General features: G+C 61.0%; 14 protein-coding genes. 4 read left to right on the top strand and 10 right to left on the bottom strand.

All coding sequences use genetic code 11. The features are described 5' to 3' along the window. The first annotated feature begins 149 nt into the window (after positions 1–149). From JS82_06660 to JS82_06650, 3 genes are read left to right on the top strand one after another with little or no spacing between them, the layout of a single operon-like run. A complete protein-coding gene (locus tag JS82_06660; GenBank protein ID QHK17802.1) occupies positions 150–482 on the top strand; it encodes a hypothetical protein in 333 nt (110 codons plus the stop codon). Further along, positions 479–835, top strand: a complete 357-nt coding sequence (locus tag JS82_06655; GenBank protein ID QHK17801.1) for a zinc-ribbon domain-containing protein — start codon at positions 479–481, stop codon at positions 833–835. Before JS82_06660 ends, JS82_06655 begins: the two co-directional genes overlap by 4 nt. Beyond that, positions 823–1,074 carry a zinc-ribbon domain-containing protein gene (locus JS82_06650; GenBank protein QHK17800.1) on the top strand — a complete coding sequence of 84 codons (252 nt, stop codon included), beginning with the start codon at positions 823–825 and terminating at the stop codon, positions 1,072–1,074. The genes JS82_06655 and JS82_06650 overlap by 13 nt, the downstream gene beginning before the upstream one ends. Before the next feature lie 39 nt (positions 1,075–1,113). Here JS82_06650 and JS82_06645 read toward each other — a convergent pair whose 3' ends face one another. The 4 genes from JS82_06645 to mtnP all read right to left on the bottom strand — a co-directional run bounded on the left by JS82_06645 (position 1,114) and on the right by mtnP (position 5,177). Continuing rightward, positions 1,114–2,523 (bottom strand): aminopeptidase, encoded by a 1,410-nt coding sequence (locus tag JS82_06645; protein ID QHK18424.1) that lies wholly within the window; start codon positions 2,521–2,523, stop codon positions 1,114–1,116. 31 nt (positions 2,524–2,554) lie between these two features. Further along, positions 2,555–3,847, bottom strand: coding sequence for a hypothetical protein (locus tag JS82_06640; protein QHK17799.1), 1,293 nt, complete (start codon positions 3,845–3,847; stop codon positions 2,555–2,557). 88 nt (positions 3,848–3,935) lie between these two features. Then, positions 3,936–4,352, bottom strand: a complete 417-nt coding sequence (locus tag JS82_06635) for a hypothetical protein (protein ID QHK17798.1) — start codon at positions 4,350–4,352, stop codon at positions 3,936–3,938. A gap of 48 nt (positions 4,353–4,400) precedes the next feature. Next, the gene (gene mtnP, locus JS82_06630; GenBank protein QHK17797.1) at positions 4,401–5,177 is read right to left on the bottom strand and encodes an S-methyl-5'-thioadenosine phosphorylase; all 777 of its coding nucleotides are present in this window, start codon (positions 5,175–5,177) and stop codon (positions 4,401–4,403) included. Between the two features lie 506 nt (positions 5,178–5,683). On the opposite strand from mtnP, the gene JS82_06625 reads away from it, so the two are divergent. Continuing rightward, positions 5,684–7,150, top strand: a complete 1,467-nt coding sequence (locus tag JS82_06625; protein ID QHK17796.1) for an amino acid permease — start codon at positions 5,684–5,686, stop codon at positions 7,148–7,150. A 443-nt stretch (positions 7,151–7,593) separates the two neighbouring features. On the opposite strand, the gene JS82_06620 is transcribed toward JS82_06625, so the two are convergent. The 6 genes from JS82_06620 to JS82_06595 all read right to left on the bottom strand — a co-directional run bounded on the left by JS82_06620 (position 7,594) and on the right by JS82_06595 (position 11,510). Then, entirely contained in the window at positions 7,594–8,253 is a 660-nt protein-coding gene (locus JS82_06620) for a hypothetical protein (protein ID QHK17795.1), read from the bottom strand. A 51-nt stretch (positions 8,254–8,304) separates the two neighbouring features. Next, positions 8,305–8,868: a hypothetical protein gene (locus JS82_06615; GenBank protein QHK17794.1), complete on the bottom strand. Its 564-nt coding sequence runs from the start codon at positions 8,866–8,868 to the stop codon at positions 8,305–8,307. Positions 8,869–8,955: 87 nt separating this feature from the next. Continuing rightward, positions 8,956–9,606, bottom strand: coding sequence for a histidinol phosphate phosphatase domain-containing protein (locus JS82_06610; protein ID QHK17793.1), 651 nt, complete (start codon positions 9,604–9,606; stop codon positions 8,956–8,958). Continuing rightward, positions 9,603–10,208, bottom strand: a complete 606-nt coding sequence (locus JS82_06605; GenBank protein QHK17792.1) for a bifunctional phosphoribosyl-AMP cyclohydrolase/phosphoribosyl-ATP diphosphatase HisIE — start codon at positions 10,206–10,208, stop codon at positions 9,603–9,605. Before JS82_06605 ends, JS82_06610 begins: the two co-directional genes overlap by 4 nt. Further along, entirely contained in the window at positions 10,205–10,957 is a 753-nt protein-coding gene (gene hisF / locus JS82_06600) for an imidazole glycerol phosphate synthase subunit HisF (protein ID QHK17791.1), read from the bottom strand. The genes JS82_06605 and hisF overlap by 4 nt, the downstream gene beginning before the upstream one ends. Positions 10,958–10,961: 4 nt before the next feature. After that, positions 10,962–11,510 carry an imidazoleglycerol-phosphate dehydratase gene (locus tag JS82_06595; protein QHK17790.1) on the bottom strand — a complete coding sequence of 183 codons (549 nt, stop codon included), beginning with the start codon at positions 11,508–11,510 and terminating at the stop codon, positions 10,962–10,964. Between the last annotated feature and the right edge of the window lie 79 nt (positions 11,511–11,589).

Below are 11,589 nucleotides of genomic sequence, written 5' to 3'. Positions count from 1 at the left end.
GGTCCCCGGAGTTAAGGGGTCGGGGACCCAACTTCAACCTATTCCTATCCATGCTGGCACTTCCGCTGGAACGGAGATTTTCCACACCTCCACCAGTCACCGACAAACGTTAATTACCCTCCAGCCAATTCCCAACCAAAGGTGATGGGATGTCAATCAGGGTCGGCAGCGTCTTCGCCGGAATGTTCTACGTCATATTCGGACTGATATGGATCGCCATGACCTCCTCCATGTCTGTCGGGCCCGGCGCCTTGTTCTCCCTCGTCGGCGTCCTCGTCGTAGCCTACGGACTCTACATCGTCGTCAGGTCCAGGAGGGACGAGGGCTTCAGGCCCAAGGAGAGCCAGATTCCCGGGTTTGAGCTCCCGCACGAGGTCGAGCCCGAGGCGCACGACGGCGAGTCCAACGGATTCTGCCCCTACTGCGGGTCCCCTCTGGAGAAGGGCTTCCAGTTCTGCGGCGTCTGCGGGAGGAAGCTATGAGCCCCGGGTCGATGAAGGCCCTGGGTCTGATCCTCATGATCCTCGGCGTGGTCGTGTTCCTCGCCATGCCCTTCATGATTATCTACCACGGGCCGGTCTGGACCGGGCTGGTGTTCGTGTTCACCTCTGTGGTGGCCGCCGGCGCCGTCCTTTTCGGAAGGGGCAACGTGGACTCCCGTTCCGCGGCGATTCCCGATCCGCCCAAGGCGGCGGAACAAGTCGTCACCGACCTTCCCAAGCCGGAGTCAGATCCCGGCGAGGGCAACGGATACTGCCCCAACTGCGGCGCGCCTCTGTCCATCAAGGACACGTATTGCGGTGTCTGCGGCAGGAGGCTCCGATGGCGAAGCTGAGCACCGCCAGCATCATCCTGCTGGCCATATCCGTGGCGTCCGTGGCCGTTACGATCATTGGGCTGGTCTACGGGTTCCCCTTTCTGGCACTGTTCCTCTGCTTCCCCGGACTGGCCACCTTCGGCGTGTTCAGGAAGGTCGAGGACGAGCCCGGCAGCGGGGCGTTCTGTCCGGAGTGCGGTTCCGTCGTGAATCCCGACGATGCGTTCTGCAGGTCCTGCGGAAGGAACCTGAGATGAGAAGAATGGATGGGCGTTAGCCCATCCGGAAAAAAGGGTTCAGAAGGCCTTGGCCTTCTTGGAATTGTACAGTGCCAGCACTGCTTTGTAGAGCATGTACACGTCCGCCTTGGCGGTGACCTCCACGGGCGCGTGCATGGACAGCACAGGCACACCGATGTCCACGGTGTCGATGTCGTGCACCGAGATCTCCGAGGCGATGGTGCCTCCTCCGCCCAGGTCAATCTTCCCCAGCTCTCCGATCTGCCACGTCACGCCGGCGTCCCTGAAGATGCCGATGACGTAGTCCATCATCTCCGCAGAGGCGTCGTTGGTGCTGTACTTGCCCCTGGCGCCGTCGTACTTCGCGATGCACGGGCCGTGGTTCAGGTAGCAGCAGTTGTTCCTCTCCTGCACGTCCGGGTAGGCAGGGTCGAACGCCGCGCTCACGTCGCACGACAGGCAGACGGAGTTCTGCAGCACGTGCCTGACCTCGCATCCCTCATCCTGCGCCAGGTCCTCCACGAAGTCCCTGAAGAAGAACGACCTCATGCCGGTCACGCCGTCGGAGCCGGTCTCCTCCTTGTCGGCGAAGATCGTCATGGTGGTGTACTCCGGGTCTTTCACGTCGAGCTCGGCCATGAACTGGGCGTAGGCGCAGGAGCTGTCGTCCTGCCCGTAGCCCGCGACCATCGATCTGTCGAAGCCCAGGTCCCTCGCCTTGAACGCCGGTACCGCGCAGAGCTCCGCGGTCTCGAAGTCGTCCTCCCTGATGCCGTACTTCTCGTTCAGGATCTGCATGATGGCAAGTTTCACCCTGTCCTTCACCTTCTCGTCGTCGTAGGGCCAGGATCCCAGCAGCAGGTTCAGCTGCTCCCCCTCCACGACTTCGGAGGCGTTCTTCCTCATCTGGTTCTGCGCCAGGTGCGGGAGCAGGTCGGTGATCAGGAACGACGGCTCGTCGTCCTCCTCGCCGATCCTGACCTTCACCGTCTTCCCGTCGGAGGTGTGCACCACACCCCTTATGGAAAGTGGGATGGTGGTCCACTGGTACTTCTTGATGCCCCCGTAGTAGTGGGTCTTAAAGAACGCCATGTCCGCGTCCTGGAACAGCGGGTGGGGCTTGAAGTCCAGCCTGGGGCTGTCGATGTGCGCCACGCACACGCGGATGCCCTCGGACACCGGTTTCTTTCCCTTGGTGCACATCATGATGGTCTTGCTGCGGTTGACCTTGTAGAACTTGGCGCCCGCCTTGTACTTCGTTCCGCGGACGTACTCGGTGTACCCGCGGTCTTTCAGGATGGGCAGGACGTAGTCTATGACCTCGCGCTCGGTCTTGTTGGCGAGGAACGCCTTGTACCCCTCGCAGAACTCCGCGGCCTTCTCCAGGAGCTTCGGGTCCTTCTCGGGGAGGCTCTTGGGGTTGGACAGGATGTCTTCGGCCAGCGTCTGGCCTTTGGTCTTCTTCACCATGTCCGCGAACAGTGTTTGCGCTCGTACTTCAATCTTGCTGTCCCATCGACGATGTCGTCGAAGCCTCCGGGAGGATGTCGCGGAGGTGCCCGGCCGCGTAGATCGGGATCCTGACGGGGTCTGCTCCTAGGTCCGGCGCCAGAGGGGACAGGTACACGCCCTTCTCCGACGGGTGCCTCCTTCTGAACTCGGCGATGCTGCGTGTGAAGGCCATCCTGCCGATGTTGAGCTGCATCGGCACCCTGTGTTCTCCGGAGCCGATGACGAACGCCACCTCTGCTCTGTTCCCCGACCTCCAGCAGTACATCCCCTCCATCCCGGAGCGGATCATCTCGGTCAGGGCGAAGTCCTCGGCGAGGCCGTCCGCGGGCATCGCAGCGGCCCTCTGCTCCGACAGGAGCATCTCCAGCGGGATCCCCGCCAGGACCCTCAGCGCACCCGTGTCGAAGGCGTAGAGCTTGAAGCTGGGCGGGACGGAGTCCCCGTCGTCCGCGGGGTCCACGTCCTCGGCGATGCGCAGCCTGTGGACGGCCCCGCAGGACTCCAGCCAGCGAATGGACTCGAAGAGGGTCTTGGACCTGGCCCCGGGCACCGCCCGGCTGAACATAAACTTGCGGTTCCTCCCGGAGAGCTGCTCCGGGACGCTGGTCATCACGGACCACAGCGTTCCGGCGATCCCCGGCACCGACAGCATCGCGTCCTCGCGGATGGAGTCGAGGACCCTGGAGATCTCCTGGTCCACCATGCGGCTGTCGCCTGTTGACAGCCACGCTGACACCGCCCCAGGCAGACCCCCGACCGCCCAGTACTCCCGCATCAGCGACAGCAGCCTCCCGTGGCTTGATGCGACCGTTTCGGAGAAGGGGTCGGAGAGTGATTCAGCGAGGCCCTCCTCCCCGCAGGCGACCAGGAACTCGTCGAAGGACATCGGGTGCATCGGGATCGATCCGGGCACCGTCCCGACGCGTGCGCACGCGCAGGCGACGCCGGCGCAGAGCCCGCTGGCGGCCAGCCTGCGGACGTTGTCCATGACCGCCGGCGCCCTCTCCAAGCTGTCCAGGATGATCAGGGTTCTCTCGGTGACCTCGGTCCCCGTGAGCCTCCCGATCTCGGACACGATCCTGACGGGCTGCCCCACCGACACCGCCTGCTCCGCCACGTTCTCCCTCAGGTCTAGGCGCACATGGTCCGGGAAGAACCTCTCCGCGAACCTCTCCAGCGTGTGGGTCTTTCCGCAGCCGTGGACACCCTCGACGACGAGCGGCTCCCTCCTGTCGCCGGCCCTCCAGCGCTCCAGGGTGGCCTCTATGCTGCGGAACATCCGCCTTGATATGCATATAACAATATAAACATACAATCAATGGCACATTGATAATATCAAAAACGGAATTCACTCAACGGAAATGATATCAAAAACGCGAACGGAGTCCCCATCGCCTGCGGCCGAGCATCCTGTCCAGGTCGGCCATGATCTCCAGGATGGGGATGGCGGCCACGCAGGAGTCGTCCACCGTCTCGTAGTGCTCCGGCGGGGTGCCCATGATGTAGGTGTGCGCCTCCGCGGGGCCGTCGTCGGTCTCCACGGTAACCGGGACCAGGGAGTACACGGGGACGTCCTCCCAGACGTCCATGCGCGCCACGTCGTCGGCATCCGCCTCGAACACCACTCCCCTGACCGAGGAGTCCGAGGGCACCAGCGTGAGGTAGTCCCACCCGCAGACCTTGGAGTACCCGCGGAGCACGGCGTCCCCGGTGTCGACGGGATGACCTAGCACCCTGTCGCGGACGATGTCGACGGTGAGCGTGCCGTAGGCGAAAACGATCATGTGGTGATGGAGGAGGGCGGGGCGGAGCCCCGCCTGTTGAGAGGACGGTCAGAGCGCCCCGGCGCCCTTGGCCGCCTCGATGCACTCGGAGCACCCGTCCCCGATCTTGGGCAGGCCCCTCTCGAGGAGGGTGAGGACCTTGGCGAGGCACTCGGACATGGTCCTGTTGACCATGGCGATGTCCACGGGCTCGTCCTTCCACACGTCGTAGTCTGTGATGGTGGCGAGGCTGCAGTAGCAGAGGCCGAGCTCCCTGGCCAGCTGGCATTCGGGGACGACGGTCATGCCGATGATGTCGGCGAACTGCCTGAACATGTTGCTCTCGGCCCTGGTGGAGAACCTGGGGCCCTCGATGCACAGGTATGTTCCGCCTCTGTGGTACCTGATGCCCATCTCCTCCGCGGTCTCGGCGAAGATCCCGTTCAGGTAGGGGCAGAAGGGGTCGGGGATGGAGATGTGCACCGCGCTGTCGTCGAAGTAGGTGTAGTCCCTCCTCTTGGTGAAGTCGATGAACTGGTCCGCGATGACCAGGTCCCCGGGGACGAACTGCTCCTGCAGGGACCCGACGGCGCAGGCTGAGATGATGTACTTGCAGCCGAGCTCCTTCAGCGCCCACATGTTGGCCCTGTAGGGGACGTTGGTCGGAGGGTACTGGTGCCTCTTGCCGTGGCGGTAGAGGAACGCGACCTCCACACCGTTGATCCTTCCGACGAGGATGGGGTCCGAGGGCTTCCCGTAGGGTGTGTCGGGGAAGACCTCCTCGATGGTCTCGAAGGTGTCGGGGTTGTAGATCCCCGTGCCGCCGATGATTGCGATTTCTGGCATGCACCGTTATCGGAGGGGCCCTATAAAGGTGAGCGCATCCCCGCCGCGGCAGGTCGCCGGAGGAGTCTGTCCGTTGGATGGGTGGTCCGTCCGTTGGTCGTATGTAGATTACATAGAATCCCGCGGTTTCTGTCATCAAAAGGCGTCTGTTATCACAATAGTATTGGAATTACCATGTGGAAAAACCCCTCGGAATCATCGCTGGATGCAGAAAAATGGGTACAGTTTTCTGATGATTCTACTTGATAATAAGTAAAGCCGAGGCTGATATTTTTTTGGTATTTAAAAATTCACTTAAAAATCAACTATTTTCTCGTAAATAGGATTATTTTAAATATCAGAAATTTTGAGCAAGCACATTTAATAGCCGATTAATTTGACCCGATATAAAAATGTTTCTATATTTACCCAAAACGATTAAATACTGATGGATTGAGTTTAATCCAATAACAGACAACCGGACATGGAGGATGTCTATACCATCTCCCGGTCCAGGGGTGCGTTATATGTCAGAAGAAGATAGTTTCGTGTCATGCCAGAGGAGGCCGGCGAACACCCTCGCCAAGTCGATCGACTGGAAGCAGGGTCTCATCATCGCCATGGGTGTGCCCATCCTGATCCTTCCCTCTCTGTACGACATCTCAGGCTCGGTCTGGGCGTTCAGTATCGTCATCTGGACGGTGTCGGTCATCCAGGGTTTCCTCCAGAACATGGCCATCGGAGAAATGGCCGCGGCACTAGAGGTGCCCGGTATCGGTGCGTGTGCACAGAGGGTTTTCAACAATCCTCAGAAGTACAAGGGTAAGAAGTACAACCTCGGAAAGTTCGTAGGTGCGTTCTGCGCCTGGTCCTACTGGTTCACCTGGACCCCCGTCATCCCGATCTTCACCATCACCGCGGGAGCCTACCTCCAGGAGTTCATCGAGCCTCTGGCGGGCGTCAACTCGACCCTGCTCAACCTCGTGCTCGGATTCATCATATTCTCACTCATCACGTTCTTCGGTTCCAAGGGTCTCTCCGGAGGAGCCAAGTTCGGTCTCGTCCTCGCCGCGATCACGATCATTCCGCTGGTCGTCGTCGTCCTCATCCCGTTCTTCAACGGAGCGTTCGACACCCAGGTCATCGTCGACGAGTTCCTTCCCCCGGAGTGGGGCTGGTCCATCCATGACATCTTCGTGATGTTCGGTGCCTTCGCCGTCGCCCAGTGGAGCGCTTGCGCCTGGGAGTCGACAGCCACGTACGGTGCCGAGTACAAGGACCCCGGAAAGAACCTGCCCAAGGCACTCATCAGCTGCGGACTGGTCTGTCTGGTCATCTACTTCCTCGTCTCGCTGTCCGTGTTCGGAACCCTCGGAATGGAGGGAATCAACGAGTACGGCTACGCCACCCTGGTGCCCATCGCCATCATCGACTTCGGCGACGTCGGTTCCTGGATCGCTCTGATCCTGCTGGTCGCCGGAATGGTCATGCTGATCCAGACCGCGTTCCTCGGATCCTCCAGGACGCTGCACTGCATGTCGCAGCACGGCAACATGCCCAAGTTCATCAGCCACACCAACAAGAACGACGCTCCCATCTACGCCATGCTCTTCCAGTTCGTGGTCGGTATGTGCATGATCCCCCTGGGAAGCCCCGCCATGATTCTGGCCGCCTCCTCGTTCGGATTCTGCATCGCCCTCGGATTCGCCATGATGAGTTTCATCAAGTTCAGGCGCGAGGACCGCTGGAAGGAGATCAGGGACAAGAGGGAGTACATAGCACCGAAGGGATGGTACTACGTCGCATGGGCCATCATGATCTACCAGTTCTTCATCCTGATCCCCGGATGCGCTGTATACAGCATCGCAATCTACGGATATCAGTCTGTGATCCTGGGTGCGATCATCCTGTTGGTTTATGTACCAATTTGGTTTATACTCCACCGCAACGACGATCCCAACGACACCACAGAAGAGGACTACTCGTCTGGATGATCCGAGGGATCTTCGGAAGAAAGCCAACAAACCTCTTCCATTATTTCCTCCGTCCGCCCGTGGCAGCGGGCGGACACCCTTTTTCTTTTTCTCCATCCGTCTCCGGACAGTCGCGGGTCGGGCGTCCCTCGGATCATCGTAAGGGGGTTTCGAAGACCTGGGATCGGGGCGGAGTCGTGTAAGGAGGAGAACGTTCCCCACCCCCGATCCCTTCGCAGGAACCGGTTAAGGTGCGGAACCGGACCTGCACGGACAACCGCCATCCCCGTACGGATGGGGGCGTCCCATAATTCGGTTGAATAAGTAATAGCAACAGGGGTTTAAAAAAATATTGGGTCATTCATCAAAAAAGATTCGTCCAACATCATTTATGATGACACAGCACCCGTGGAACTGCATGGCTGCCACTGTTTCGGGACAATTCCAGAATAAAATATGCGGATTCACTGGGATTTCCAGACGAATCCGGGCTCGAGGCGCGTGTTGCCGCGACGGGCATCGTCCTCGGGCATCGACACGACGGAGTGGTTGTCGAACGGGACGGCGACATGCAGGGACGTCCCCAGGCTGACCGCGATGCGGCAGGCCTCCTCGTCGTCCTTGGCGTGGGTCGTCCTGCTGTGGTCGCAGTAGATCATGGTCCCCACGTGCCTGAAGCGGAATAAGTCCACCATCAGATGCCTGATGTGGTCCGCGATCCTCTCCGCGGCCTCCCTGTCGGAGGAGTAGCTGACGACGATGATCAGGTCCTTGCCCTCGGGCAGGGTGGACCTCAGATCCTTGTCCAGGAACGAGTACATCCTGTCCTCGAAGATGCGGTACGCCCATGACGCCTGGCCGAAGTACACCGGCGTGGAGACGATCAGGGCGTCCGCGTCGCGGATGTCCTCGAGGACGGGCGTGAGCTCGTCCTCCTGGATACAACTTCCGCGGGACTTGCAGGCCTCGCAAGCCATGCATCCGCGCATGCGCATCCTGGCGATGCGGTAGAGCGAGAACGTGTTGGTGGAGAGGCCCATGGCTCCGACCATCGCCTTGTGGACCAGGGTGTCCGTGTTGCCCTGCTCTCTGGGACTGGAAACAATGGATACGATCCTTCCCATGGTTCTCCCTCTGACTACCTCTCCCGTATGGTTTACGCGGATATGATTCTTTCACTCCTCGTCCCTGTGGCGCCTGCGGATGTGGTTGACCACATGGAACTTCTCGTCCCCGAGGTCCACGTGCAGGTAGGTGTAGAACGGGTCCTGGTACCTGCTCTGCATGTAGTTCTCCAGGTCGGGGTCGATGTTCTCCAGCAGCCTGATCATGATGTTGCGCATGAACAGGATCTCCTCGTCGGAGATGCCCTTGAAGCACTCGTTGACCACGTTGGTCTGGAAGTCCATGAGGTACAGGCCCAGGAGCCTCCCCTCCGGCGTCAGGAATATCCTGAACTTCTTCTTGGACTGGTCGACGCGGTCGTCGCAGACCAGGTCCCTCTCCCTCAGCACCTTGATCACGTGGTTGGTGTTGGAGGTGTCCAGGTCGAGGAACTGTGACAGGCCGACCATGGTCTGCCCGTCCTTCAGCGTGAGCGCCATGATGTAGATGGCGTGGGCGTTGGTGAGCCCGAGCGGTTCCAGCTCCGCGGTTATCCTGTTCTTGATGATGTCGGATATCCTAGTGAAGAATGCGGGGAGGAACGTGTTCCAGTAGATGTCCTCACGCTGGGTCATCGGGACGATTAGACCGTACCTCTAATTAAAAGCTTTGAGTGACCTCCAGCGGAGGGCCGGGGCCGTCGGCCCCGGCGGGTGGGCCGTTCAGGCGATGTGCCTGGTGGCCTCGTAGGGGGTGACGTACAGCGCCCTCTCCGCCTCCTCCTTGGTCATGCCGGCGCCGAAAGCCACGGTCCTGGCCGCGGCGTCGTCCATGAGGTTCTCGGGGGAGTGGGTGTCGGAGTCGACGACCATCCTGGCGCCGACCGCCCTGGCCACGTTGACCACATGGCCGTTGGTGATGTTGTGCCCGGCGCGGCCGGAGACCTCCAGCAGGACGTCGTTGTCCTTGGCGATCTGCGCCTCCTCGACCGTGATGAAGCCGGGGTGCGCCAGCACGTCGATCTCGGGGTTCTCGGCGGACGCGCGGTTGGTTCCAGGGGCGACGGGCTCCGTGACGGTCTCCCCGTGGACCACGATCCATTCCGCCCCGTTTCTCCTCGCGAGCTTCGCCACGTGGTCGATCTTGGACGGCGGGACGTGGGTGATCTCCACCCCGGGGATGACCCTGATGTAGTCCTCGCAGAGCTCCACGGCCTTCGCGACGTTGGACGCCACGAACTCCACGTTGGTCATGTCCACGTGGTCGGTGATGGCGATCATGTCGTGACCGAGGACCATCGCCCTCCTCACGAGCTCGGCGGGGATCAGCTCCCCGTCGCTGAACACTGTGTGGGTGTGGAGATCGGCCCTCATTGCGACCTCTCCCAGAGCTCCCTGTAGACCTTCCCCATGGGGACGCCCATCTTCTCGACGGCGACCATGGTGTGGTAGATCAGGTCGGCAAGCTCGCCGCACATCTCGTCCTCGCTGCGGTCCTTGATGGCCAGGACGAACTCGGTGGCTTCCTCCACGATCTTCTTGCACATCTTCGTCTCGTTGTCGTAGAGCTTGCAGGTGTAGCTGCCCTCCTCGGGGTTCTCGTGCCTGTCCTTCAGGACCCTCCTGAGGTCGGGGATGATGGCCATCGTCTCCTCGGTGCTGCCGTAGATGGTCTCGTCGAAGCATGAGGGCTTGTTCAGGTGGCAGGCGATGCCGCCGACCTGCTCCACCCTGACCAGCAGGGTGTCGGCGTCACAGTCCTTCTGGATGGACTTGATCTTCTGGAGGTGCCCGGACTCCTCCCCCTTCTTCCAGAGCTTCTGCCTGCTTCTGGACCAGAAGTGGGTGTATCCGGTCTCGTACATCTTGGAGACTGCCTCTTCGTTCGCCCATGCGACCATGAGCACCTCGTTGGTGATCCAGTCCTGGACCACGACGGGGATCAGTCCCTTCTCGTCGTATTTCAGGTCGTTCATCTGACCACGATCCCCCTGTCCCTGAGGTACTCCTTGACCCCTCCGACAGTGCATTCGTTGTAATGGAAGATGGATGCCGCCAGCGCCGCCGACGCACCGGTCTGTGCGAAGACGTCGTAGATGTGCTCCTTGCATCCGCATCCGCCGGAGGCGATGACGGGTATGCTGACCTCGTCCGCCACGGCGGCGGTGAGCGGGATGTCGTAGCCGGTCTTCACGCCGTCCGTGTCCATGGACGTGAGCAGGATCTCGCCCGCGCCCAGGTCCTCGGCCCTCTTGGCCCATTCGACGGCGTCGATGCCGGTGGGCTTCGTTCCCCCGTGGGTGAAGACCTCCCAGTGGTCGTCGACCCTCTTGCCGTCGATGGCGACGACGACGCACTGCCTGCCGAAGCTCTCGGCGCACTCGGAGATGATGTCCGGGTCCTTCACGGCGGCGGAGTTAACGGAGACCTTGTCGGCTCCCGCGTTGAGGGCGTCCCTCATGTCGTCCACGCTCCTGATGCCCCCTCCGACGGTCAGTGGCACGAACAGCTTGCCGGCCGTCTCCGAGACGATGTCGAGCATGGTCTGCCTGGTCTCCAGGGACGCGGTGATGTCCAGGAACGTTATCTCGTCGGCGCCCTGCAGCTCGTAGGCCGCGGCCATCTCCGGCGGGTACCCCACGTCGCGGAGCCCTTTGAAGTTGATCCCTTTTACGACCTTGCCGTTCTTCACGTCAAGGCACGGAATGATCCTCTTTGTCAGCATCTTATCACGCTATGATCTCGCGGTCCTTCGTGCTCAGCTCGGTGCTGCGGCGCCTCAGGGCCTCGGCCAGGGCCTTGCCCGTGGCCTTGAACCCGGCCTCGACGATGTGGTGCTCGTCGAACCCCCTGATGACCACGATGTGGAGTGTCATGCCCGCCGACATCGCCAGGCTCCTCATGAAGTGGGTGTACAGCGGGTCGGGGCAGTCGATGTCCGCGTAGGGGCGGTCGACCAGGTCGAGCGACGCCATCACGAGGGCGTCGTCCATGGGGATGACGGCGGTGGCCATCCTCTCGATGGGCTCGTCGCCCATGGCCTGCCTGATGGCCTTCCCCAGGGTGATCGCCGTGTCCTCGATGATGTGGTGGTCGTTGTCGCCCTCGGCGCTCAGGACGAGGTCGAAGCCGGCGTACCTGGCGAGCGTCTCGGTCATGTGCTTCAGGAACTGGATCTCGCAGGTCACGTCGAACTTGCCCGTGCCGTCTATGTCGAGGTCCACGGAGATTCTGGTCTCCCTTGTGCTGCGCTCTATTGAGGACGTCCTGGCGGTCATGATAACATGTCCGCGTAGGGATAGCAGATAAAAATAGTATGCGCGTCAGCATCATGACTCGTGCTCAAGAATCGGTTTT

Source organism: Methanomassiliicoccaceae archaeon DOK, from assembly GCA_009911715.1.
Lineage (GTDB): Archaea > Thermoplasmatota > Thermoplasmata > Methanomassiliicoccales > Methanomethylophilaceae > Methanoprimaticola.
The sequence above is the reverse complement of the archived record's forward strand: the minus strand, read 5'-3'. Positions and strand labels throughout refer to the sequence as shown.

Bases quoted from the DNA above. Each gene is read 5' to 3' on its own strand.
- JS82_06615 (QHK17794.1), bottom strand. From the start codon at position 8,868: ATGACCCAGCGTGAGGACATCTACTGGAACACGTTCCTCCCCGCATTC.
- JS82_06620 (QHK17795.1), bottom strand. From the start codon at position 8,253: ATGGGAAGGATCGTATCCATTGTTTCCAGTCCCAGAGAGCAGGGCAAC.
- mtnP (QHK17797.1), bottom strand. From the start codon at position 5,177: ATGCCAGAAATCGCAATCATCGGCGGCACGGGGATCTACAACCCCGAC.
- hisF (QHK17791.1), bottom strand. From the start codon at position 10,957: ATGCTGACAAAGAGGATCATTCCGTGCCTTGACGTGAAGAACGGCAAG.
- JS82_06660 (QHK17802.1), top strand. From the start codon at position 150: ATGTCAATCAGGGTCGGCAGCGTCTTCGCCGGAATGTTCTACGTCATA.
- JS82_06610 (QHK17793.1), bottom strand. From the start codon at position 9,606: ATGAGGGCCGATCTCCACACCCACACAGTGTTCAGCGACGGGGAGCTG.
- JS82_06605 (QHK17792.1), bottom strand. From the start codon at position 10,208: ATGAACGACCTGAAATACGACGAGAAGGGACTGATCCCCGTCGTGGTC.
- JS82_06595 (QHK17790.1), bottom strand. From the start codon at position 11,510: ATGACCGCCAGGACGTCCTCAATAGAGCGCAGCACAAGGGAGACCAGA.
- JS82_06640 (QHK17799.1), bottom strand. From the start codon at position 3,847: ATGTTCCGCAGCATAGAGGCCACCCTGGAGCGCTGGAGGGCCGGCGAC.
- JS82_06655 (QHK17801.1), top strand. From the start codon at position 479: ATGAGCCCCGGGTCGATGAAGGCCCTGGGTCTGATCCTCATGATCCTC.
- JS82_06635 (QHK17798.1), bottom strand. From the start codon at position 4,352: ATGATCGTTTTCGCCTACGGCACGCTCACCGTCGACATCGTCCGCGAC.
- JS82_06625 (QHK17796.1), top strand. From the start codon at position 5,684: ATGTCAGAAGAAGATAGTTTCGTGTCATGCCAGAGGAGGCCGGCGAAC.
- JS82_06650 (QHK17800.1), top strand. From the start codon at position 823: ATGGCGAAGCTGAGCACCGCCAGCATCATCCTGCTGGCCATATCCGTG.